The sequence below is a fragment of the Pseudomonas sp. PAMC25584 genome, from assembly GCF_058135675.1.
In genome coordinates this window covers 1,298,335-1,319,313 of the sequence record NZ_CM176870.1, presented here as the reverse complement: position 1 = coordinate 1,319,313, position 20,979 = coordinate 1,298,335, and the positions used below count along the sequence as shown (strand labels likewise).

The window sequence follows — 20,979 nt, the reverse complement described above, 5'->3', positions numbered from 1 at the left end:
GCATGCCGCTACCACACGGACGGACGGGTAAAAAAAATCTGATGATTTCAGTTCCATTTAACATATTTATTTACACCATAAATTTCCTACAGAACTTTCCGCGACTTACATCTACGCCGCACTTTCTTGAGTGAATTTTCTGTAAGACATAGTTCCTATTCAGGTGTAAATAATTCATTCCTCGGCGCGCCAAGTATCAAAGTTTTTGAAACGCCGAACCCTCGACAGACTTTACACAACCGTAAACAACTTTAAACATCAGGGCCGTTGTGCCTTTTTTACGGGCAAAAAAATGGCCCCTGAACAAGGGGCCACTTTTCATTTCGACTGGAACACTCAGAACAACTTGCGACCCTTGTTGGCCGCAATGCGCATGCGCAGTGCATTCAACTTGATGAAGCCTGCTGCGTCCGCCTGGTTGTAGGCGCCGCCATCTTCTTCGAAGGTGGCGATGTTGGCGTCGAACAGCGACTCGTCGGATTTGCGACCGGTGACGATCACATTGCCCTTGTACAGCTTCAGGCGCACAACACCGTTCACGTGAGCCTGGGAAGCGTCGATCATCTGTTGCAGCATCAGACGCTCAGGGCTCCACCAGTAGCCGGTGTAGATCAGGCTGGCGTACTTGGGCATCAGCTCGTCTTTGAGGTGAGCCACTTCGCGGTCCAGAGTGATCGACTCGATGGCGCGGTGGGCGCGCAGCATGATGGTGCCGCCTGGGGTTTCGTAGCAGCCACGGGACTTCATGCCCACGTAACGGTTCTCGACGATGTCGAGACGGCCAATACCGTGTGCGCCGCCGATACGGTTCAGGGTCGCCAGTACGGTGGCCGGGGTCATTTCGACGCCGTCCAGCGCGACGATGTCGCCGTTGCGGTAGGTCAGCTCCAGATACTGCGGCTTGTCGGGAGCGTTCTCCGGGGAGACGGTCCACTTCCACATGTCTTCTTCGTGCTCGGTCCAGGTGTCTTCCAGCACGCCGCCTTCATAGGAGATGTGCAACAGGTTGGCATCCATCGAGTACGGGGACTTTTTCTTACCATGACGCTCGATCGGGATTGCGTGCTTTTCAGCGTAATCCATCAGCTTTTCACGGGACAGCAGGTCCCATTCACGCCAAGGGGCAATCACTTTCACGCCCGGCTTGAGCGCATAGGCGCCCAGTTCGAAACGCACCTGGTCGTTACCTTTGCCGGTGGCGCCATGGGAAATGGCGTCAGCGCCGGTTTCGTTGGCGATTTCGATCAGGCGCTTGGCGATCAGCGGACGTGCGATGGAGGTACCCAGCAGGTACTCGCCTTCGTAGACGGTGTTGGCGCGAAACATCGGGAAAACGAAGTCGCGGACGAACTCTTCGCGCAGGTCGTCAATGTAGATCTCTTTGACGCCCATGGCTTGCGCCTTGGCACGTGCAGGTTCGACCTCTTCGCCCTGACCCAGGTCAGCGGTGAAGGTCACCACTTCACAGTTATAAGTATCCTGCAGCCACTTGAGGATCACCGAAGTGTCCAGGCCGCCGGAATACGCGAGAACGACCTTGTTTACGTCGGCCATGCCATCACTCCACGGGGTTTTACGGAAAGGCAACGATTCTACCGATCAAAACCGCGAAATTACAGGGGCGCGACAGCAAATGAAGATAAAGCGACAGATTATGTCGAGCGGGCGACCGATGGTCGCAGCTTATGACGTGGCTGCGGGGTTGCTCGGCCCCGCGGCCTGGGCCGCCGGCTTCTCGGGGGCTGCCACGCGTTCGAGCTGGATATTGACGCGGCGATTGCGCGCTCGGTTAGCGGCGTTGGTATTGGGCGCCAAGGGGTAGCTTTCGCCGTGGAATCGCATGGTGATCTGCGATTCCTGCACGCCGTTGGCCTTGAAGTAGTCCATTACCGCCAATGCGCGACGGCGCGAGACATCGCGATTGGTCAGGCGATTGCCACTATTGTCGGAGTGACCATTCAATTCGATATGGTTGACCGTCGGATCGGCTTTCATGAATTCAACGATCACCGCCAGCTTGCTCTTGGCCGATGCGTCCAGCTCGATGCCGCCACCGGGGAAGCCGACTTCGGTCTGCTTGACCTGATCGTAGTTCATCGGCAGCAACTTGGTAGTACACAGCTGATAGTCGTTGTAGGCCTTGTTGAATCTCACCGGCAACAGGCGAATTTCCGAATAGCCGCCTTCACGCCCGTAATGCCGCACGGTCGGACTGCGCCCCTCAAGCAGGCCATTGAACAGGCGCCCGGCCTGGGCCTGGGAACTGTTGAACAACACGTCGCCACTGCCGACACGCACGGCACCGAGGTTGATATCACCCCGGCCCGGTTGCCAAGGCGCAGCAGCCGCCAGCAAGGTCGCCGATCCCGCGCCGAGCGAGCCGTTATAGGCTTTCAGACGGAATGTCGCCTGCTCACCGGCCCGGCGCACGAACTCGCCCGAGCCGAAATCCGTGATCGGCTGGGTCAAACGGCACTCGAATTTGTCGCCCTCCACCTTCCACTCAATATTCTCCAGACGTGTCTGAAACGTGAGGGCCATCGCAGGCAGGCTGGCAAACACACTGAGCAGGGCTAAATAATGCTGGCGCACGGGAGGCTCCACTGGTTTCTACAACACTTCAAAGCGTCATACATCGTTAAGGCATACCAAAGGCTATCGGATGCATCCTGCAAAACTTGATAGCGAGTGCCTGCAAGAGTCTTTTCCGGTAGCATTCCCACCAGATTGACCCGCCTGGAATCCCCAATGTCCGACCGCCTGACCCTGCTGCGTCCCGACGACTGGCATATTCATCTTCGCGATGGTGCTGCGTTAACCCAAACCGTGGCCGATGTTGCGCGCACGTTTGGCCGCGCCATCATCATGCCTAACCTGGTACCTCCGGTGCGTAATGCCGCTGAAGCCGACGCCTATCGCCAGCGCATCCTCGCTGTACGGCCGGCCGGCAGCCGCTTCGAACCGCTGATGGTGCTCTACCTGACCGACCGCACCCAGCCCGACGAAATCCGCCAGGCCAAGGCCAGCGGTTTCGTACACGCCGCCAAGCTCTACCCGGCGGGCGCGACCACCAACTCCGACTCCGGCGTGACCAGTATCGACAAGATCCTGCCGGCGATCGAAGCGATGGCCGAAGTCGGCATGCCGCTGTTGATCCACGGTGAAGTCACCCGTGGTGATGTCGACGTATTCGATCGCGAAAAAATCTTCATCGACGAGCATATGCGCCGTGTGGTCGAGCTGTTTCCGACCCTCAAGGTGGTGTTCGAACACATCACCACGGCTGACGCGGTGCAATTCGTCACCGAGGCCTCGGCCAACGTCGGCGCGACCATCACCGCCCATCACCTGCTCTACAACCGCAACCACATGCTGGTGGGCGGGATTCGGCCGCACTTCTATTGCCTGCCGATTCTCAAGCGCAACACCCATCAGGTGGCCCTGCTGGACGCCGCGACCAGCGGCAACCCGAAGTTCTTCCTCGGCACCGACTCGGCGCCCCACGCCCAGCACGCCAAGGAAGCTGCCTGTGGTTGTGCCGGTTGCTACACCGCCTATGCGGCGATCGAGCTGTACGCCGAGGCGTTCGAACAGCGCAACGCCCTGGACAAACTCGAAGGCTTCGCCAGCCTCAATGGCCCGCGTTTCTACGGGCTGCCGGCGAATACCGACCGCATCACCCTGGTTCGTGAAGACTGGACCGCCCCCGCCAGCCTGCCATTTGGCGAGCTGACTGTTATCCCGCTGCGCGCCGGTGAAACACTGCGCTGGCGCCTGCTGGAGGAAAGCAAGTGAGTGAAGACCATTACGATGACGAACACGAGCACAGCGGTGGCGGTTCCCGTCACCCGATGGCCGAGCGGTTTCGCGGCTATCTGCCGGTTGTCATCGACGTAGAAACCGGTGGTTTCAACTGCGCCACCGATGCACTGCTGGAAATCGCCGCGACGACCATCGGCATGGACGAACAGGGCTTTGTGTTCGCAGAACACACGCACTTCTTCCGCGTCGAGCCGTTCGAAGGCGCCAATATCGAAGCAGCGGCCCTGGAATTTACCGGGATCAAGCTCGATCACCCACTGCGCATGGCGGTGAGTGAAGAAGCGGCGTTGACCGATATCTTCCGTGGCGTGCGCAAGGCGTTGAAGGCCAATGGCTGCAAACGCGCGATCCTGGTGGGGCACAACAGCAGTTTCGACCTGGGTTTCCTGAATGCCGCCGTGGCGCGGTTGGACATGAAACGTAACCCGTTCCACCCGTTCTCCAGCTTCGACACCGCTACGCTCGCTGGCCTGGCTTACGGCCAGACCGTATTGGCCAAAGCCTGCCAGGCCGCCGGTATCGACTTTGACGGTCGCGAAGCCCACTCGGCCCGCTACGACACTGAAAAGACTGCCGAGCTGTTCTGCGGCATCGTCAACCGTTGGAAACAGATGGGCGGCTGGGAAGACTTCAGCGACTGAAGTGAAATCCCACGTATAAAAAAACCGGCCTTCTCAGGCCGGTTTTTTTGTACCGATAACGTGGCTTACAGCTTGCCGGCGTTCTCGGTCAGGTACGCTGCAACGCCTTCTGGCGAAGCGTTCATGCCTTTGTCGCCTTTTTTCCAGTTGGCAGGGCAAACTTCGCCGTGCTCTTCGTGGAATTGCAGGGCGTCGATCAGACGGATCAGCTCTTCCATGTTACGGCCCAGCGGCAGGTCGTTGATGATCTGGGAGCGCACAACGCCCTTGTCGTCGATCAGGAACGCGCCGCGGAATGCCACGCCGCCTTCGGACTCAACGTCGTAGGCCTTGGCGATGTCGTGCTTCATGTCGGCAGCCATGGTGTATTTGACTTTGCCGATGCCACCATCGTTGATGGCCGTGTTGCGCCAGGCGTTATGGGTGAAGTGGGAGTCGATGGAAACCGCGACCACTTCGACGTTACGCGCCTTGAAATCGTCCATGCGGTGGTCCAGAGCGATCAGCTCCGAAGGGCAGACGAAGGTGAAGTCCAGCGGGTAGAAGAACACCAGGCCGTATTTGCCTTTGATGGCTTCAGACAGCTTGAAGCTGTCAACGATTTCGCCAGTGCCGAGAACGGCAGGTACGTCGAAATCCGGGGCTTGTTTGCCGACGAGTACGCTCATTGGATATCTCCTGATGTAGGGGTGACGATTGAAGTAAAAGGACCGGCCTTGAGTCTGCCGCGCATAAGCGACAAGCCTGTGACGCAGTCACGCTTCGTGAAGACCGACCATCATACACTGAAAAAACCGTTCGTCAGCGCGCAGGCCAAGTCACTGCCCAGCACTGCAAAACAACTTTGACAATCATTCTCGTTAACATTAAGATCCATCGCACTTAAGCCTTAAACCCGCGATGGTTCTCCCTTATGTATGTCTGCCTCTGCACTGGCGTCACCGACGGACAAATCCGCGAAGCAATCTACGAAGGTTGCTGCAGCTACAAGGAAGTGCGTGAAACGACCGGCGTTGCCAGCCAATGCGGTAAATGTGCTTGCCTCGCCAAACAAGTGGTACGGGAAACCCTGACGCAGCTGCAAACAGCCCAGGCCGCGCGCCCCTATTCAGCAGAATTTACGCACGCTTGAATGAACGTATTTTAATGAGCCGGACTTCGTGTCCGGCTTTTTTATGCCCGCAATTCAATTAGTTAGGGCCAAGACGCGGAACTAAAACATTCTTATTCAGATTAATTTTCATTTATTATTCAATTACTTAGGTTTGACACTAAGGGGTTCGCCACTCAAACTCTGGCCTATATACAGCGAATACAGGGCAGGACCCCAGTCATGAAAGGCGACATCTCAGTCATCCAGCAACTCAACAAAATCCTTGCCAATGAACTGGTCGCGATCAATCAGTACTTTCTGCATGCGCGCATGTATGACGATTGGGGCCTGGAAAAGCTGGGCAAGCGTGAGTACAAGGAATCGATCAAAGCCATGAAGGACGCCGATGCCCTAATCAAGCGCATCCTGTTCCTGGAAGGCCTGCCCAACGTGCAGGACCTGGGCAAGCTGAACATCGGCGAGCACACCCAGGAAATGATCAGCAGCGACCTGGGCTTTGAACGCAAGAGCCACAGCGACCTCAAGGCCGCCATCGCTCACTGCGAAGTGACCCAGGACTTCGGCAGCCGCGAACTGCTGGAAGATATCCTGGAAGACCAGGAAGAACATATCGACTGGCTGGAAACACAACTGGGCCTGATCGACAAGGTCAGCCTGGAGAACTACCTGCAATCGCAGATGGGCGAATAACCCTTAGCCGGCAGGTACAAAAAAGCCCCGCTCTCTTAGGAGAAGCGGGGCTTTTTATTGCGCGGTTTTTTACACAAGCATCAAGCTTCAGTCTGAGCTGCCGCTTTTACTGCTGCGTCTTTGACCAGCGCTTGCAACGAACCATCAGCGGCCATTTCAGTGATGATATCGCTGCCGCCGACCAGTTCACCGGCTACCCACAGTTGTGGGAATGTCGGCCAGTTGGCGTACTTCGGCAGGTTGGCGCGAATTTCCGGGTTTTGCAGGATATCCACGTAAGCGAATTTCTCGCCACACTGCATGATGGCCTGGGACGCCTTCGCGGAGAAACCGCACTGCGGGGCATTGGGAGAGCCCTTCATGTAAAGCAGAATGGTGTTGCTGGCAATCTGCTCTTTGATCGTTTCGATGATATCCATGGAACACCTCGGCTGGAACTTTGCGACTCACAGGTCGGCACGGTGGCGCATTGTAACGCAAAATCCCAGCGCGGTGCTCGGGCACATTATGCCGCAGCGACCTGTACCGGCACGCCGTTCAGCGCGGCGTTGCCCGACAACTCATCCAGTTGCCGTTCGTCGGTCAGGTCGTTCGCACTGGCACCTGGCTGACTGCTCGCGATCATCATCTGCACGCCCGGACGACCATGGCCCCAGCCGTGCGGCAGGCTGACCACGCCTGGCATCATGTCCAGGCTGGCGACCACCTCCACCTCGATCATGCCGATGCGCGAGCTGACCTTCACCCGCTGCCCGTCGCTCAATTGGCGGCTGGCCAGATCGTCGGGATGCATGTGCAACTGGTGCCGCGGCTTGCCCTTCACCAAGCGGTGATAGTTGTGCATCCAGGAATTGTTGCTGCGCACATGGCGGCGGCCGATCAACAGCAATTCGTTGGCCTGTGGCAGCGGTTGCGCCGCGAAACGCGCCAGGTCCGCCAGAATTACCGCTGGTGCCGTCTGCACCCGACCATTCGCGGTGTTCAGGCGCGCAGCGAGATTGGGCTTGAGTGGGCCCAAGTCCACGCCGTGGGGATGCTCAGCGAGCATCGCCACCGACAATTTGTGGCCGGAAGCATCACCATACACGCCGGCGCGCAGGCCGAAGTCGATCATTTGCGCCGGTGGCAGGGTCGGCTTGAGCGCAACCCCGGTGCGCGCCGCAAACGCCTTGGCCAAGCCAACGAAGATCTCCCAGTCATGCAGCGCGCCTTCAGGCTTAGGCAGGATCGCACGATTGAAACGGCTGACATTGCGCACCGCGAACATATTGAACGTGGTGTCGTAGTGATCGTTTTCCAGGGCCGAGGTGGACGGCAGGATCAAGTCGGCATAGCGCGTCGTCTCATTGATGTACAGATCGACGCTGACCATGAACTCCAGCCCGTCCAGGGCCTGCTCCAACTGGCGGCCATTGGGGGTTGATAGGACCGGATTGCCGGCCACGGTGACCAGGGCGCGGATCTGCCCTTCACCTTCGGTGAGCATTTCTTCCGCCAGCGCCGACACCGGCAACTCGCCAGCGTATTCCGGACGCCCTGACACACGGCTCTGCCAACGATTGAAATGCCCGCCGGAAGTCGAGGCCACCAGGTCCACCGCCGGCGTAGTACACAAGGCACCGCCCGGACGATCCAGGTTGCCGGTAACCACGTTGATCAATTGCACCAGCCAATGGCACAGCGTGCCGAACGCCTGCGTCGAAACGCCCATGCGCCCGTAACATACCGCCTTATCTGCGGCGGCAAAATCCCGCGCCAGTTGGCGGATCTGTTCAGCAGGCACCGCACATTGGTGGCTCATGGCCTCGGCGGTAAACCCGGCGATTGCGCGGCGCACGTCCTCCAGGCCGTCAATCGGCAAGTGACTGTTACGGGTCAGGTTTTCGGCGAACAGGGTATTGAGCAGTCCGAACAGCAACGCGGCGTCGCCACCGGGCCGCACAAACAGGTGCTGATCGGCAATCGCCGCCGTCTCGCTGCGCCGAGGGTCGACCACCACCACTTTACCGCCCCGGGCCTGGATGGCTTTGAGGCGCTTCTCCACGTCGGGCACCGTCATGATGCTGCCGTTGGACGCCAGCGGGTTGCCGCCGAGGATCAGCATGAAGTCGGTATGGTCGATATCCGGAATCGGCAACAACAGGCCATGACCGTACATCAGGTGGCTGGTGAGGTGATGGGGCAACTGGTCGACCGACGTCGCGGAAAACCGGTTACGCGTCTTGAGCAGGCCAAGGAAGTAGTTGCTGTGGGTCATCAGCCCATAGTTATGCACGCTGGGATTGCCCTGATACACCGCCACCGAATTCTGTCCGTAGCGCGCCTGGATGTCCGACAGTTTTTCGGCCACCAGCGCGAAGGCCTCTTCCCACGCAATCGGTTGCCATTCGCTACCCACTCGCAGCATGGGCTGGCGCAGGCGGTCCGGGTCATTCTGGATATCCTGCAGCGCCACGGCCTTGGGGCAGATATGCCCACGACTGAACGTGTCCAGTGCGTCACCCTTGATCGAAGTGATCGCCAGGCTGCCATCTTCGGCTTGGGTGGTTTCCAGGGTCAGACCACAAATGGCTTCGCACAGATGGCAGGCACGGTGGTGGAGAGTCTTGGTCATGGCCAGTCTCTTTATTAGGGCTTTGGCCTGACTATGGGCCGCGACCGCAGCGGGCACCAGCAACGTTCGTCGCGTGAATTGAGGGGCATTAGGCCAGGCCATGAGCAAACGTAAAAAAGTGTTTCAAAACCTGCCGGATAGCCCCTGAAACCGACACAGCCTGGCCTGGGCCCGCCCTCGCGGATTGCAAAAGGTCGCAACGCCAGTGTACAAATGGCCCGCTGCTGTCAGGAAATCGTCCTCAAAAGCGCTATCGCGCCTATCTGAACACCCCTAAACACCGTAGCCCTATTGGTAAGACGCGACATTTAATTATAAGATCGCGCCTTCCCCTATTTCGTCGCCCCGTGCGGCTTTCGCCGCAGGTCTCGCCCGTTTTCACAATAAACAAGGCTTTGAGTATCTGCGGTCTGTTGCAAAAAGGTAGTTAATGATGAGCGCAAGGCACTTTCTCTCCCTGATGGATTGCACGCCCGAAGAGCTGGTCAGCGTGATCCGTCGAGGCATTGAGCTTAAAGACCTGCGTAACCGCGGCGTACTGTTCGAGCCTTTGAAAAACCGCGTGCTCGGGATGATTTTCGAGAAGTCGTCGACCCGCACCCGCTTGTCCTTCGAGGCCGGCATGATCCAGCTGGGCGGCCAGGCCATCTTTCTGTCGCCACGTGACACCCAACTGGGCCGTGGCGAGCCGATCAGCGATTGCGCGATTGTCATGTCGCGCATGCTCGATGCGGTGATGATCCGTACCTTCGCCCACAGCACCCTGACCGAATTTTCCGCCAACTCCCGAGTACCGGTGATCAACGGCCTGTCCGATGACCTGCACCCGTGCCAGTTGCTGGCCGACATGCAAACCTTCCTCGAGCACCGTGGCTCGATCCAGGGCAAGACCGTGGCCTGGATCGGCGACGGCAACAACATGTGCAACAGCTATATAGAAGCGGCGATCCAATTCGACTTCCACCTGCGCATCGCCTGCCCGGAAGGTTTCGAACCGTCCGCCGAATTCCTGGCCAACGCTGATGGCCGCGTACAAATCGTGCGTGATCCAAAAGATGCGGTGATCGGCGCCCACTTGGTAAGCACCGACGTCTGGACCTCCATGGGCCAGGAAGACGAAACTGCCAAGCGCCTGAAGCTGTTTGCGCCATTCCAGGTCACCCGCGCCCTGCTCGACCTGGCGGCACCGGACGTGCTGTTCATGCATTGCCTGCCCGCCCACCGTGGCGAAGAAATCAGCCTCGACCTGCTCGACGACCCGCGTTCGGTCGCCTGGGACCAGGCGGAAAACCGCCTGCATGCGCAAAAGGCCCTGCTCGAATTTCTGGTCGAACCGGCGTACCACCACGCATGAGCCAGCCATTACTGCTGAACCTGCGCAATCTGGCATGTGGCTATCAAGATCAGCGGGTGGTGCAGAACCTCAACCTGCACCTCAACGCCGGCGACATCGGTTGCCTGCTCGGTTCCTCGGGGTGCGGCAAGACCACCACCCTGCGCGCGATCGCAGGGTTTGAGCCGGTCCACGAAGGCGAAATCAGCCTGGCCGGCGAAGTCATCTCCAGTGCAGGGTTCACCCTGGCGCCGGAGAAACGTCGTATCGGCATGGTGTTCCAGGACTACGCGCTGTTTCCCCACCTCAGCGTGGCCGACAACATCGCCTTCGGCATTCGCAAGCACCCGCAGAAAGACCGCGTGGTCGCCGAACTGCTAGAGCTGGTTAACCTGAAGAACCTGGGCAAGCGTTTTCCCCACGAGCTTTCCGGTGGTCAGCAACAACGCGTCGCCCTCGCCCGCGCCTTGGCACCGGAGCCGCAACTGTTGCTGCTCGACGAACCGTTCTCCAACCTCGATGGCGAACTCCGGCGCAAGCTCAGCCATGAGGTGCGCGACATTCTCAAGGCACGAGGCACCAGTGCGATCCTGGTGACCCATGACCAGGAAGAAGCGTTCGCCGTGAGTGACCACGTCGGCGTGTTCAAGGAAGGCCGCCTGGAGCAGTGGGATACGCCCTACAACCTCTATCACGAGCCGCTGACACCCTACGTCGCCAGCTTTGTCGGCCAGGGCTATTTCATCCGTGGCCAATTGAGCACGCCGGAATCCGTCAGCACCGAGCTCGGCGACCTGCGTGGCAACCGGGCGTATACCTGGCCGACAGGCGGCGCCGTGGATGTATTGCTGCGCCCGGATGACATCGTCTACGCGCCGGACAGTGCATTGAAAGCGCGGATCGTCGGCAAGACGTTCCTCGGCGCCTCGACCCTGTACCGCCTGCAGCTGTCGACGGGCGCACAGCTGGAGTCGATTTTCCCCAGCCATGCCGACCATCAAGTCGGTGCAGACGTGGGGATTCGTGTCGCCGCCGAACACCTGGTGTTGTTCCAGGCATCCGGCAGCACTGCGGCGCAGGTGCCTCACGCCGATTCAGGTGTGCGGCGCTACAGCCCTGCCAACTGAAGAAACCTGTACTCAATGTCGGGGCTTGCCCGCGATGGCGGCAGATCAGTCAACATCCGTGACTGACACACCGAAATCACGGGCAAGCCCGCTCCCACAGTGGATCTCAGGCCCTTCTACAACGGGTTTCAGGCCCGCCCGATCGACGCGAATTTGGCCTGGGTATGCTCGGCCAGGACCGCAGCGGCCAACTCCACTTCCAACCCCCTTCTACCGGCGCTGACAAAAATCGTCGGGAACGGCTGCGCCGTACTATCGATAAAGGTCCGCAAACGCTTTTTCTGCCCCAACGGGCTAATCCCGCCCAACAGATAGCCGGTGGAACGCTGCGCTGCCGCCGGGTCGGCCATTTCGACTTTTTTCACGCCAGCGGCATGGGCCAAGGCTTTTAAGTCCAGACTTCCGACGACCGGCACCACCGCCACCAATAATTCGCCCTTCTCGCTACTCGCCAGTAAGGTCTTGAACACTTGCGCCGGGTCGAGACCCAACTTTTCCGCGGCCTCCAGGCCATACGACGCCGCCTTGGGATCGTGTTCATAACTGTGGATGCGATGTTCGGCGCGAACTTTTTTCAACAAATCCAATGCGGGGGTCATGGACACTCCTGGCGTGGCAAACGGATGGCCAATTCTAGGCCAAGCCCACACAAAACGCTCTAGTACGCCCCTCACTCCCGGCAATACTTACCGTGGCGAGCGTGATCATTCATCAAACCTATAGTTCGAAAATGACCAATGGTTCACTTTCGACCTTTGACAGGCGTCATTCTTGTCTATATTTTTTCGTTTCCGAATACTGTAGGAATACACCTGCAGCATTCCAGCAGTAAGCCGCGCCCGGGATGGGGATCCTTGGCACGGTGAACAACGCGCAAGGCCCGCTGAGGCCAGACGCCAAACAAGAACAACAAATTGAGGTTTTCCATGACAACTGCTCTTCAACAGCCTTCACTTTCGAGCCAATGCATGGCCGAATTCCTGGGGACTGCGCTTCTGATCTTCTTCGGTACAGGCTGTGTCGCTGCACTCAAGGTCGCGGGGGCCAGCTTTGGCCTGTGGGAAATCAGTATTATCTGGGGGATCGGCGTCAGCATGGCGATCTACCTGACCGCAGGCATCTCCGGGGCTCACCTCAACCCGGCGGTCAGCATCGCCCTGTGTATTTTTGCCGATTTCGACAAACGCAAACTGCCCTTCTATATCCTCGCCCAGGTCGCCGGTGCCTTCTGCTCCGCGGCCTTGGTGTACACGCTCTACAGCAACCTGTTTTTCGATTACGAACAAACCCACCATCTGGTGCGCGGCACCCAGGCCAGCCTGGAATTGGCCTCGGTCTTCTCGACCTACCCCCATGCACTGCTGAGCACAGCTCAGGCCTTCCTGGTGGAAATGGTCATCACCGCAATCCTGATGGGCGTGATCATGGCCCTGACCGACGATAACAACGGCCTGCCACGCGGCCCGCTGGCGCCGCTGCTGATCGGCTTGCTGATCGCGGTGATTGGCAGCGCCATGGGCCCGCTGACCGGCTTTGCAATGAACCCTGCGCGGGATTTCGGGCCAAAGCTGATGACCTTTTTCGCCGGTTGGGGTGAAATAGCCTTTACTGGCGGGCGTGATATCCCCTACTTCCTGGTGCCGATTTTCGCGCCGATTGTCGGTGCATGCCTGGGTGCCGCAGCGTATCGCGGGCTGATTGCCCGTCATCTGCCAAGCGCCGCGCCCGCTGCTGCAGAAACTGAAGAACGTGCCGTCAACGGCAACACCCGTATTTCCTGATAGCCGGCCTGGTCCACCCTGCCCGTTCGTGGCCCAGGCGGCTTACCAATCCTTATTTCTCGTCCAAGGCAATCGACATGACCGACATTCAGAATAAGAACTACATCATTGCCCTTGATCAGGGCACCACCAGTTCCCGGGCAATCATCTTCGATCGCGACGCAAACGTGGTCTGTACCGCCCAGCGTGAATTCGTCCAGCATTACCCACAAGCAGGCTGGGTCGAACATGACCCGATGGAGATCTTCGCCACCCAGAGCGCGGTGATGGTCGAAGCCCTGGCCCAAGCCGGCCTGCACCATGACCAAGTCGCCGCCATCGGCATCACCAACCAGCGTGAAACCACCGTGGTCTGGGATAAAGTCACCGGCCGCCCGATCTACAACGCCATCGTTTGGCAGTGCCGACGCAGCACCGAAATCTGCCAGCAGCTCAAGCGTGATGGCCACGAGCAATACATCAGCGACACCACCGGCCTGGTCACCGACCCGTACTTCTCCGGCACCAAGCTCAAGTGGATTCTCGATAACGTCGAAGGCAGTCGCGAACGTGCGCGCAACGGCGAGTTGCTGTTCGGCACCATCGACAGTTGGCTGATCTGGAAATTTACCGGCGGCAAGACCCACGTCACCGACTACACCAACGCCTCGCGCACCATGCTCTTCAACATCCACACCCTGGAGTGGGACGCGAAGATGCTGGACATCCTCGACGTGCCGCGCGAAATGCTGCCAGAAGTAAAATCCTCGTCGGAAATCTACGGCCGCACCAAAAGCGGCATTGCCATCGGCGGCATCGCCGGTGACCAGCAAGCGGCGCTGTTCGGCCAGATGTGCGTGGAACCGGGCCAGGCCAAGAACACTTACGGCACCGGTTGCTTCCTGTTGATGAACACCGGCGACAAAGCGGTGAAATCCAAGCACGGCATGCTCACCACCATCGCCTGCGGCCCGCGTGGTGAAGTGGCCTACGCCCTGGAAGGCGCAGTGTTCAACGGTGGCTCCACCGTACAGTGGCTGCGCGACGAGCTGAAAATCATCAACGACGCCCATGACACCGAATACTTCGCCGGCAAGGTCAAGGACAGCAACGGCGTGTACCTAGTGCCCGCGTTCACCGGCCTGGGCGCGCCGTATTGGGACCCGTATGCCCGTGGCGCACTGTTCGGCCTGACCCGTGGCGTGCGCGTGGATCACATTATTCGCGCAGCCCTGGAGTCAATTGCCTACCAGACCCGCGACGTATTGGACGCCATGCAGCAGGATTCCGGCGAACGCCTTAAATCCCTGCGCGTGGACGGCGGCGCGGTGGCCAACAACTTCCTGATGCAGTTCCAGGCCGACATCCTCGGCACCCAGGTCGAGCGCCCGCAAATGCGCGAAACCACGGCACTCGGTGCCGCCTACCTGGCAGGCCTGGCCTGTGGCTTCTGGGGCAGCCTGGAGGAATTGCGTGGCAAGGCGGTGATCGAGCGTTTCTTCGAACCCCAGCTCGAAGAAACGGCCAAGGAGAAACTCTACGCCGGCTGGCAAAAAGCGGTGAGCCGCACCCGTGATTGGGAACCTCACGAAGGCGCTGAATAAGCCATCCGCCGGAACCACTTAGGGTTGTAACTGGCAGGGAGCAGATTCCTGCGTCATCATGGGCCACTTTTGTATGGCAGCCCAAAGGACGCCCCATGAATCTGCCTCCCCGCCAGCAACAAATCCTCGAACTGGTCCGCGAACGCGGCTACGTCAGTATCGAGGAAATGGCGCAGTTGTTCGTTGTCACCCCACAAACCATCCGCCGCGATATCAACCAGTTGGCGGACGCCAACCTGTTGCGCCGCTACCACGGCGGCGCGGCCTATGATTCCAGTGTCGAAAACACCGCATACGCCATGCGTGCCGACCAGATGCGCGACGAGAAACAGCGCATCGGCGAAGCGATCGCCGCACAAATCCCCGACCACGCCTCGCTGTTCATCAACATCGGCACCACCACCGAATCCATCGCCCGTGCGTTGCTCAACCACAATCACCTGAAAATCATCACCAACAACCTCAACGTCGCCACCATGCTCAGCGCCAAGGACGACTTCGACGTGCTGCTGACCGGCGGCAATGTGCGGCGTGATGGCGGTGTCGTGGGCCAGGCCAGCGTCGACTTTATCAACCAGTTCAAGGTCGATTTCGCCCTGGTAGGCATCAGCGGCATCGATGAAGACGGCAGCCTGCTCGACTTCGACTACCAAGAAGTACGGGTTTCCCAGGCGATCATCGCCAATGCGCGCAAGGTGATTCTGGCGGCGGACTCGAGCAAGTTCGGGCGCAATGCCATGATTCGCCTGGGGCCGATCAGCCTGGTGGACTGCCTGGTGACTGACCAGCAGCCGGTGCCGGCGTTGGTGCAGTTGTTGAACCAGCATAAGGTTCGGCTGGAAGTGGTCTAGCGCCTGCACTGACGCTATCGGGGGCAAGCCCCCTCCCACATTTGAATGGGTTCGCACATCAAAGTGCGGGAGGGGGCTTGCCCCCGATAGCGATTGATCCTGCCCCCATTTCCTTGAGCCTTCCCCAGGCACATGTTCACAAATTTTCCTTTTCTCGCCCTTCGATGAGTTTTTTCAATCGAATTCGGGTGGCTGTGGGCGCGTTTATCAGCTACCATTTTCGGAAATGAACATTAATGTTCGAATTCCAATACGAAAAGATCGCGAGGCCAGCCGATGAACCCTTCTACCTTGCCTGCTCCACCGCTTGCCGAAGTCTATGACGTTGCCGTTATCGGTGGCGGGATCAATGGCGTCGGCATTGCAACAGACGCAGCCGGTCGCGGTTTGTCGGTATTCCTTTGCGAAAAGGACGACTTGGCCAGCCACACTTCCTCCGCCAGCAGCAAGCTGATCCACGGTGGGCTGCGTTACCTCGAACATTACGAATTCCGCCTGGTGCGCGAAGCCCTGGCCGAACGCGAAGTGCTGCTGGCCAAGGCCCCGCACATCGTCAAGCAGATGCGCTTTGTATTGCCGCACCGCCCGCACCTGCGGCCTGCGTGGATGATCCGCGCAGGCCTGTTCCTGTATGACCACCTGGGCAAGCGCGAAAAACTCGCGGGTTCGAAAAGCCTCAAGTTCGGCCCCGATAGCCCGCTGAAAAGCGAAATCACCAAAGGCTTCGAATATTCCGACTGCTGGGTCGATGACGCCCGCCTGGTGGTACTCAATGCCATGGCTGCCCGCGAAAAAGGCGCACACATCCATACCCAGACCCGTTGCGTCAGCGCACACCGCAGCAAGGGCCTGTGGGAAATGAACATGGAACGCGCCGACGGCAGCCTGTTCTCGATCCGCGCCAAGGCGCTGGTGAACGCCGCCGGGCCGTGGGTCGCCAAGTTCATCAAGGAAGACTTGAAGCTGGATTCGCCCTACGGCATCCGTCTGATCCAGGGCAGCCACCTGATCGTGCCAAGACTGTACGAAGGCGCCCACGCGCATATCCTGCAGAACGAAGACCAGCGCATCGTTTTCACGATTCCATACCTGGACCACCTGACCATCATCGGCACCACCGACCGCGAATACACCGGCGATCCGGCGAAAGTGGCGATTACTGAAGGTGAAACCGACTACATGCTCAAGGTGGTCAACGCTCACTTCAAGAAGCAACTGAGCCGCGATGACATCGTCCACACCTACTCCGGCGTGCGCCCACTGTGCAACGACGAGTCGGACAACCCGTCGGCCATCACCCGCGACTACACCCTGTCGCTCTCCGGCGGCACTGGCGAGGCGCCGATCCTGTCGGTGTTCGGCGGCAAACTGACCACCTACCGCAAGCTCGCCGAGTCGGCGATGGCCCACCTGGCGCCTTATTTCACGCAGATGCGCCCAAGCTGGACCGCCAACGCGAGCCTGCCGGGCGGCGAAGACATGAGCACGCCAGAAGCCCTGGCTGCGGCCATCCGCGCCCGGTTCGACTGGGTGCCAAGCGACATCGCACGCCGCTGGTCCACCACCTACGGCAGCCGCACCTGGCGCCTGCTGGAAGGCGTGCAATCGCTGGCCGACCTCGGCGACCACCTCGGTGGCGGTCTGTACACCCGCGAAGTCGACTACCTGTGCACCGAAGAATGGGCGACCCAAGCCGAGGATGTGCTGTGGCGCCGCACCAAGCTCGGCCTGTCCACCACCCCGGAAGAACAGGCCAACGTGCAGCGTTACCTGTCCAAGGTTGAATTGAGCCGCAGCAAGATCCAGGCGGCCTGACAGACCGCTCTCACAAAAGCCCCTGCGCCGTAAGGTCCAGGGGCTTTGTTATATCGGCGCGTCCATTCGGCTTTCCGAACGCGCCCCCCATGCCTGATTCGGTTTGCCGGATCTGGCCATTACAAATATTCCGTCACATAAAGTTAATAGCCATATAAATCATATAGTTAGTCATTTACTCATGGTCTGGCACGACTCATGCTCTACACTTCAGGACGATTGCCTGAGATGTCTCAGGAGCCGTCATGGGCATTCGCTGTATAAGAGAGCCGCTTAACCGGCTTCATAAAAAAAACAAATGTCGAGGAAGTATTGATGCGCATCGTTCCCCATATCTTGGGCGCAGCTATCGCTGCCGCTCTGATCAGCACTCCCGTTTTCGCCGCCGAACTCACCGGCACGCTGAAGAAAATCAACGACTCCGGCACCATCACCCTCGGGCACCGCGACAGCTCCATCCCGTTTTCCTACATCGCGGATGGTTCGGGCAAACCGGTGGGCTACTCCCACGACATTCAGTTGGCTATCGTCGAAGCCCTGAAAAAAGACCTGAACAAACCCCAACTGCAGGCCAAGTACAACCTGGTCACTTCGCAGACCCGTATCCCGCTGGTGCAGAACGGCACCGTGGACATCGAGTGCGGTTCCACCACCAACAACGCCGAGCGCGCCCAGCAAGTTGCGTTCACCACCAACATCTTCGAAATCGGCACCCGCCTGCTGGTCAAGAAAGACAAGGATGGCAAGCCGTCCTATAGCGACTTCGCCGACCTGAAAGGCAAGAACGTCGTGACCACCGCCGGTACCACGTCCGAGCGCATCATCAAGGCGATGAACGCCGACAAGCAGATGGGCATGAACGTCATCTCCGCCAAAGACCACGGCGAATCCTTCCAGATGCTGGAAAGCGGCCGTGCCGTCGCGTTCATGATGGACGACGCCCTGCTGGCCGGTGAAGAAGCCAAGGCCAAGAAGCCCGACGACTGGGTCATTACCGGCACTCCGCAGTCCTTCGAAGCCTACGCCTGCATGGTTCGCAAAGAAGACCCTGCGTTCAAGAAAGCCGTGGATGACGCCATCGTCGCCCTGTACAAGTCCGGCGAAATCAACAAGATCTACAGCAAGTGGTTCGAAAGCCCGATCCCACCAAAAGGCCTGAACCTGAACTTCCCGATGAGTGAAAAGGTTAAGGAACTGATCGCCAATCCGAGCGACAAGCCAGCGCCTGACGTAAAAATCTGATTCCTGGCTAACCTTATCTCCTGAGGGAGCCAACACTCCCTCAGGCGTCTGTTACTACCTGCTAGCTTTATTTTGGAACACTCGACCGGGCGGTTTTCGAGCCGATCGTGTGTGCCTGGCGTTCACCGTCAGGCGGGGACGGATTTTCCCCAAGCGGGTGCTTGTACATCGATCGATCTCGAGGGGAGACCCTAATGAATTACAACTGGGACTGGGGCGTGTTCTTCAAGTCCACTGGCGTTGGCAGCGAGACTTATCTCGACTGGTACATCGCCGGCTTGGGCTGGACCATTGCCATCGCCGTCGTGGCATGGATTATCGCCTTGCTGCTGGGCTCCATTCTGGGGGTCATGCGCACCGTGCCAAACCGTATCGTATCGGGCATCGCGACCTGCTACGTGGAACTGTTTCGTAACGTACCGCTGCTGGTGCAACTGTTCATCTGGTACTTCCTGATACCCGACCTGCTGCCGCAAAACCTGCAGGACTGGTACAAGCAAGACCTGAACCCGACCACCTCGGCCTACCTGAGCGTTGTGGTGTGCCTGGGCCTGTTCACGGCCGCACGTGTCTGCGAGCAAGTACGCACCGGCATCCAGGCGCTGCCGCGTGGCCAGGAAGCCGCCGCTCGCGCCATGGGTTTCAAGCTGCCGCAGGTCTACTGGAACGTGCTGCTACCCCAGGCCTACCGGATCATCATTCCGCCGCTTACCTCGGAATTCCTCAACGTGTTCAAGAACTCCTCCGTGGCGTCCTTGATCGGCCTGATGGAATTGCTGGCGCAAACCAAGCAGACCGCCGAGTTCTCGGCCAACCTGTTTGAAGCCTTCACCCTGGCCACGCTGATCTACTTCACCCTGAACATGAGCCTGATGTTGCTGATGCGCCTGGTCGAGAAGAAAGTCGCCGTGCCCGGCCTGATCTCCGTGGGGGGTAAATAATGGAACTCGATTTCAGCGGCATCATCCCCGCTATCCCTGGCCTGTGGAACGGCATGATCATGACCTTGCAGTTGATGGTCATGGGCGTGGTCGGCGGTATTGCTCTCGGCACAGCCCTGGCGTTGATGCGCCTGTCGTCCAGCAAGCTGCTATCGCGCCTGGCCGGCGCCTACGTGAACTACTTCCGCTCGATTCCGTTGCTGCTGGTCATCACCTGGTTCTACCTGGCGGTGCCCTTCGTGCTGCGCTGGATCACCGGCGAAGACACGCCAATCGGTGCGTTCACTTCCTGCGTCGTGGCCTTCATGATGTTCGAGGCCGCGTACTTCTGTGAAATCGTGCGGGCCGGCGTGCAGTCGATCCCCAAGGGCCAGATGGGGGCCGCACAGGCGATGGGCATGACGTATGGCCAGACCATGCGTCTGATCATCCTGCCCCAGGCGTTCCGCAAGATGACCCCGTTGCTGCTGCAACAGAGCATCATCCTGTTCCAGGACACCTCGCTGGTCTACACCGTGGGCCTGGTGGACTTCCTCAACTCCGCCCGCTCCAACGGCGACATCATCGGCCGCTCCAATGAGTTCCTGATCTTCGCCGGTGTCGTCTACTTCATCATCAGCTTTTCCGCCTCGCTGCTGGTCAAGCGTCTGCAAAAAAGGTTTGCCGTATGATCTCTATCAAGAACATCAACAAGTGGTATGGCGACTTCCAGGTGCTGACCGATTGCAGCACCGAGGTTAAAAAAGGCGAAGTGATCGTGGTGTGCGGGCCGTCTGGTTCGGGTAAATCCACCCTGATCAAGTGCGTCAACGCGCTGGAACCGTTCCAGAAAGGCGACGTGATCGTCGACGGGACGTCCATCGCCGACCCGAAGACCAACCTGCCGAAACTGCGTTCGCGCGTCGGCATGGTGTTCCAGCACTTCGAGCTGTTCCCGCACCTGACCATCACCGAAAACCTGACCATCGCGCAGATCAAGGTGCTCGGCCGCAGCAAGGAAGAAGCCGCCAAAAAGGGCCTGCAACTGCTTGAACGCGTCGGCCTGTCAGCGCACGCCCACAAGCACCCTGGCCAGCTTTCCGGTGGTCAGCAGCAACGGGTGGCGATTGCCCGCGCCCTGGCCATGGACCCGATCGTCATGTTGTTCGACGAACCGACCTCGGCCCTCGACCCGGAAATGGTCAACGAAGTGCTGGATGTGATGGTGCAACTGGCCCAGGAAGGCATGACCATGATGTGCGTGACCCACGAAATGGGCTTCGCCCGCAAAGTGGCCGACCGCGTGATCTTCATGGACGCCGGCAAGATCATCGAGGACTGCCCGAAAGAAGAGTTCTTCGGCGACATCAGCGCCCGCTCCGAACGCGCGCAGCACTTCCTCGAGAAAATCCTGCAGCACTAAGCACTACCTAGCTTGCACTGTAG

Annotated in this window: 20 protein-coding genes; 14 read left to right on the top strand and 6 right to left on the bottom strand. The window is 59.1% G+C overall.

What is annotated here, in order from left to right:
• Positions 1–336: 336 nt before the first annotated feature.
• Both ACS5Q8_RS05880 and ACS5Q8_RS05875 read right to left on the bottom strand, forming a co-directional pair.
• Positions 337–1,554: an argininosuccinate synthase gene (locus tag ACS5Q8_RS05880; RefSeq protein ID WP_276196712.1), complete on the bottom strand. Its 1,218-nt coding sequence runs from the start codon at positions 1,552–1,554 to the stop codon at positions 337–339.
• Between the two features lie 129 nt (positions 1,555–1,683).
• Positions 1,684–2,592 (bottom strand): flagellar protein MotY, encoded by a 909-nt coding sequence (locus ACS5Q8_RS05875; protein ID WP_247396276.1) that lies wholly within the window; start codon positions 2,590–2,592, stop codon positions 1,684–1,686.
• A gap of 156 nt (positions 2,593–2,748) precedes the next feature.
• On the opposite strand from ACS5Q8_RS05875, the gene pyrC reads away from it, so the two are divergent.
• A complete protein-coding gene (gene pyrC / locus ACS5Q8_RS05870) occupies positions 2,749–3,795 on the top strand; it encodes a dihydroorotase (RefSeq protein ID WP_247396280.1) in 1,047 nt (348 codons plus the stop codon).
• Positions 3,792–4,463: a ribonuclease T gene (gene rnt, locus ACS5Q8_RS05865; RefSeq protein ID WP_247396283.1), complete on the top strand. Its 672-nt coding sequence runs from the start codon at positions 3,792–3,794 to the stop codon at positions 4,461–4,463. Before pyrC ends, rnt begins: the two co-directional genes overlap by 4 nt.
• A gap of 65 nt (positions 4,464–4,528) precedes the next feature.
• On the opposite strand, the gene ACS5Q8_RS05860 is transcribed toward rnt, so the two are convergent.
• The gene (locus tag ACS5Q8_RS05860) at positions 4,529–5,131 is read right to left on the bottom strand and encodes a peroxiredoxin (protein ID WP_247396286.1); all 603 of its coding nucleotides are present in this window, start codon (positions 5,129–5,131) and stop codon (positions 4,529–4,531) included.
• A 245-nt stretch (positions 5,132–5,376) separates the two neighbouring features.
• Between ACS5Q8_RS05860 and ACS5Q8_RS05855 the strand changes: the two genes are divergently transcribed.
• On the top strand, positions 5,377–5,595 hold the full coding sequence (locus ACS5Q8_RS05855; RefSeq protein ID WP_128587021.1) for a bacterioferritin-associated ferredoxin: 219 nt from the start codon (positions 5,377–5,379) through the stop codon (positions 5,593–5,595).
• Between the two features lie 201 nt (positions 5,596–5,796).
• Entirely contained in the window at positions 5,797–6,267 is a 471-nt protein-coding gene (gene bfr / locus ACS5Q8_RS05850; protein ID WP_276196709.1) for a bacterioferritin, read from the top strand.
• Positions 6,268–6,347: 80 nt separating this feature from the next.
• Here the strand turns inward: bfr and grxD are convergent, their stop codons facing one another.
• Both grxD and ACS5Q8_RS05840 read right to left on the bottom strand, forming a co-directional pair.
• The gene (gene grxD / locus ACS5Q8_RS05845) at positions 6,348–6,686 is read right to left on the bottom strand and encodes a Grx4 family monothiol glutaredoxin (protein ID WP_247396293.1); all 339 of its coding nucleotides are present in this window, start codon (positions 6,684–6,686) and stop codon (positions 6,348–6,350) included.
• Positions 6,687–6,772: 86 nt separating this feature from the next.
• Positions 6,773–8,881, bottom strand: coding sequence for a molybdopterin oxidoreductase family protein (locus tag ACS5Q8_RS05840; protein ID WP_465159919.1), 2,109 nt, complete (start codon positions 8,879–8,881; stop codon positions 6,773–6,775).
• A 433-nt stretch (positions 8,882–9,314) separates the two neighbouring features.
• On the opposite strand from ACS5Q8_RS05840, the gene argF reads away from it, so the two are divergent.
• Positions 9,315–10,235: an ornithine carbamoyltransferase gene (gene argF, locus ACS5Q8_RS05835; protein ID WP_465159918.1), complete on the top strand. Its 921-nt coding sequence runs from the start codon at positions 9,315–9,317 to the stop codon at positions 10,233–10,235.
• Positions 10,232–11,341, top strand: a complete 1,110-nt coding sequence (locus tag ACS5Q8_RS05830) for an ABC transporter ATP-binding protein (protein ID WP_276196707.1) — start codon at positions 10,232–10,234, stop codon at positions 11,339–11,341. The genes argF and ACS5Q8_RS05830 overlap by 4 nt, the downstream gene beginning before the upstream one ends.
• Positions 11,342–11,469: 128 nt before the next feature.
• Here the strand turns inward: ACS5Q8_RS05830 and ybaK are convergent, their stop codons facing one another.
• A complete protein-coding gene (gene ybaK, locus ACS5Q8_RS05825) occupies positions 11,470–11,940 on the bottom strand; it encodes a Cys-tRNA(Pro) deacylase (RefSeq protein WP_276196706.1) in 471 nt (156 codons plus the stop codon).
• A gap of 327 nt (positions 11,941–12,267) precedes the next feature.
• Here ybaK and ACS5Q8_RS05820 point away from each other — a divergent pair, with 327 nt between their 5' ends.
• The 8 genes from ACS5Q8_RS05820 to ACS5Q8_RS05785 all read left to right on the top strand — a co-directional run bounded on the left by ACS5Q8_RS05820 (position 12,268) and on the right by ACS5Q8_RS05785 (position 20,956).
• Positions 12,268–13,122, top strand: a complete 855-nt coding sequence (locus ACS5Q8_RS05820) for an MIP/aquaporin family protein (protein ID WP_443694323.1) — start codon at positions 12,268–12,270, stop codon at positions 13,120–13,122.
• 77 nt (positions 13,123–13,199) lie between these two features.
• Positions 13,200–14,705 carry a glycerol kinase GlpK gene (glpK, locus tag ACS5Q8_RS05815; protein WP_247396310.1) on the top strand — a complete coding sequence of 502 codons (1,506 nt, stop codon included), beginning with the start codon at positions 13,200–13,202 and terminating at the stop codon, positions 14,703–14,705.
• A 95-nt stretch (positions 14,706–14,800) separates the two neighbouring features.
• Positions 14,801–15,556, top strand: coding sequence for a DeoR/GlpR family transcriptional regulator (locus ACS5Q8_RS05810; protein WP_247396312.1), 756 nt, complete (start codon positions 14,801–14,803; stop codon positions 15,554–15,556).
• A 276-nt stretch (positions 15,557–15,832) separates the two neighbouring features.
• Complete coding sequence (glpD, locus tag ACS5Q8_RS05805; RefSeq protein WP_465159917.1) at positions 15,833–17,371, top strand: glycerol-3-phosphate dehydrogenase; 1,539 nt, start codon at positions 15,833–15,835, stop codon at positions 17,369–17,371.
• A 315-nt stretch (positions 17,372–17,686) separates the two neighbouring features.
• The gene (locus ACS5Q8_RS05800; RefSeq protein ID WP_276196703.1) at positions 17,687–18,613 is read left to right on the top strand and encodes a glutamate/aspartate ABC transporter substrate-binding protein; all 927 of its coding nucleotides are present in this window, start codon (positions 17,687–17,689) and stop codon (positions 18,611–18,613) included.
• 194 nt (positions 18,614–18,807) lie between these two features.
• Positions 18,808–19,554: an amino acid ABC transporter permease gene (locus ACS5Q8_RS05795; protein ID WP_465159916.1), complete on the top strand. Its 747-nt coding sequence runs from the start codon at positions 18,808–18,810 to the stop codon at positions 19,552–19,554.
• Positions 19,554–20,225 (top strand): amino acid ABC transporter permease, encoded by a 672-nt coding sequence (locus tag ACS5Q8_RS05790; protein WP_426099615.1) that lies wholly within the window; start codon positions 19,554–19,556, stop codon positions 20,223–20,225. Before ACS5Q8_RS05795 ends, ACS5Q8_RS05790 begins: the two co-directional genes overlap by 1 nt.
• Positions 20,222–20,956, top strand: coding sequence for an amino acid ABC transporter ATP-binding protein (locus ACS5Q8_RS05785; RefSeq protein ID WP_443696695.1), 735 nt, complete (start codon positions 20,222–20,224; stop codon positions 20,954–20,956). The genes ACS5Q8_RS05790 and ACS5Q8_RS05785 overlap by 4 nt, the downstream gene beginning before the upstream one ends.
• Positions 20,957–20,979 lie beyond the last annotated feature (23 nt).

Coding starts and splice junctions, on each gene's coding strand:
- ACS5Q8_RS05880 (WP_276196712.1), bottom strand. CDS start 1,554: ATGGCCGACGTAAACAAGGTCGTTCTCGCGTATTCCGGCGGCCTGGAC.
- argF (WP_465159918.1), top strand. CDS start 9,315: ATGAGCGCAAGGCACTTTCTCTCCCTGATGGATTGCACGCCCGAAGAG.
- ACS5Q8_RS05860 (WP_247396286.1), bottom strand. CDS start 5,131: ATGAGCGTACTCGTCGGCAAACAAGCCCCGGATTTCGACGTACCTGCC.
- grxD (WP_247396293.1), bottom strand. CDS start 6,686: ATGGATATCATCGAAACGATCAAAGAGCAGATTGCCAGCAACACCATT.
- ACS5Q8_RS05795 (WP_465159916.1), top strand. CDS start 18,808: ATGAATTACAACTGGGACTGGGGCGTGTTCTTCAAGTCCACTGGCGTT.
- pyrC (WP_247396280.1), top strand. CDS start 2,749: ATGTCCGACCGCCTGACCCTGCTGCGTCCCGACGACTGGCATATTCAT.
- ACS5Q8_RS05810 (WP_247396312.1), top strand. CDS start 14,801: ATGAATCTGCCTCCCCGCCAGCAACAAATCCTCGAACTGGTCCGCGAA.
- ybaK (WP_276196706.1), bottom strand. CDS start 11,940: ATGACCCCCGCATTGGATTTGTTGAAAAAAGTTCGCGCCGAACATCGC.
- ACS5Q8_RS05800 (WP_276196703.1), top strand. CDS start 17,687: ATGCGCATCGTTCCCCATATCTTGGGCGCAGCTATCGCTGCCGCTCTG.
- ACS5Q8_RS05785 (WP_443696695.1), top strand. CDS start 20,222: ATGATCTCTATCAAGAACATCAACAAGTGGTATGGCGACTTCCAGGTG.
- ACS5Q8_RS05855 (WP_128587021.1), top strand. CDS start 5,377: ATGTATGTCTGCCTCTGCACTGGCGTCACCGACGGACAAATCCGCGAA.
- ACS5Q8_RS05830 (WP_276196707.1), top strand. CDS start 10,232: ATGAGCCAGCCATTACTGCTGAACCTGCGCAATCTGGCATGTGGCTAT.
- glpD (WP_465159917.1), top strand. CDS start 15,833: ATGAACCCTTCTACCTTGCCTGCTCCACCGCTTGCCGAAGTCTATGAC.
- ACS5Q8_RS05840 (WP_465159919.1), bottom strand. CDS start 8,881: ATGACCAAGACTCTCCACCACCGTGCCTGCCATCTGTGCGAAGCCATT.
- ACS5Q8_RS05820 (WP_443694323.1), top strand. CDS start 12,268: ATGACAACTGCTCTTCAACAGCCTTCACTTTCGAGCCAATGCATGGCC.
- glpK (WP_247396310.1), top strand. CDS start 13,200: ATGACCGACATTCAGAATAAGAACTACATCATTGCCCTTGATCAGGGC.
- ACS5Q8_RS05790 (WP_426099615.1), top strand. CDS start 19,554: ATGGAACTCGATTTCAGCGGCATCATCCCCGCTATCCCTGGCCTGTGG.
- bfr (WP_276196709.1), top strand. CDS start 5,797: ATGAAAGGCGACATCTCAGTCATCCAGCAACTCAACAAAATCCTTGCC.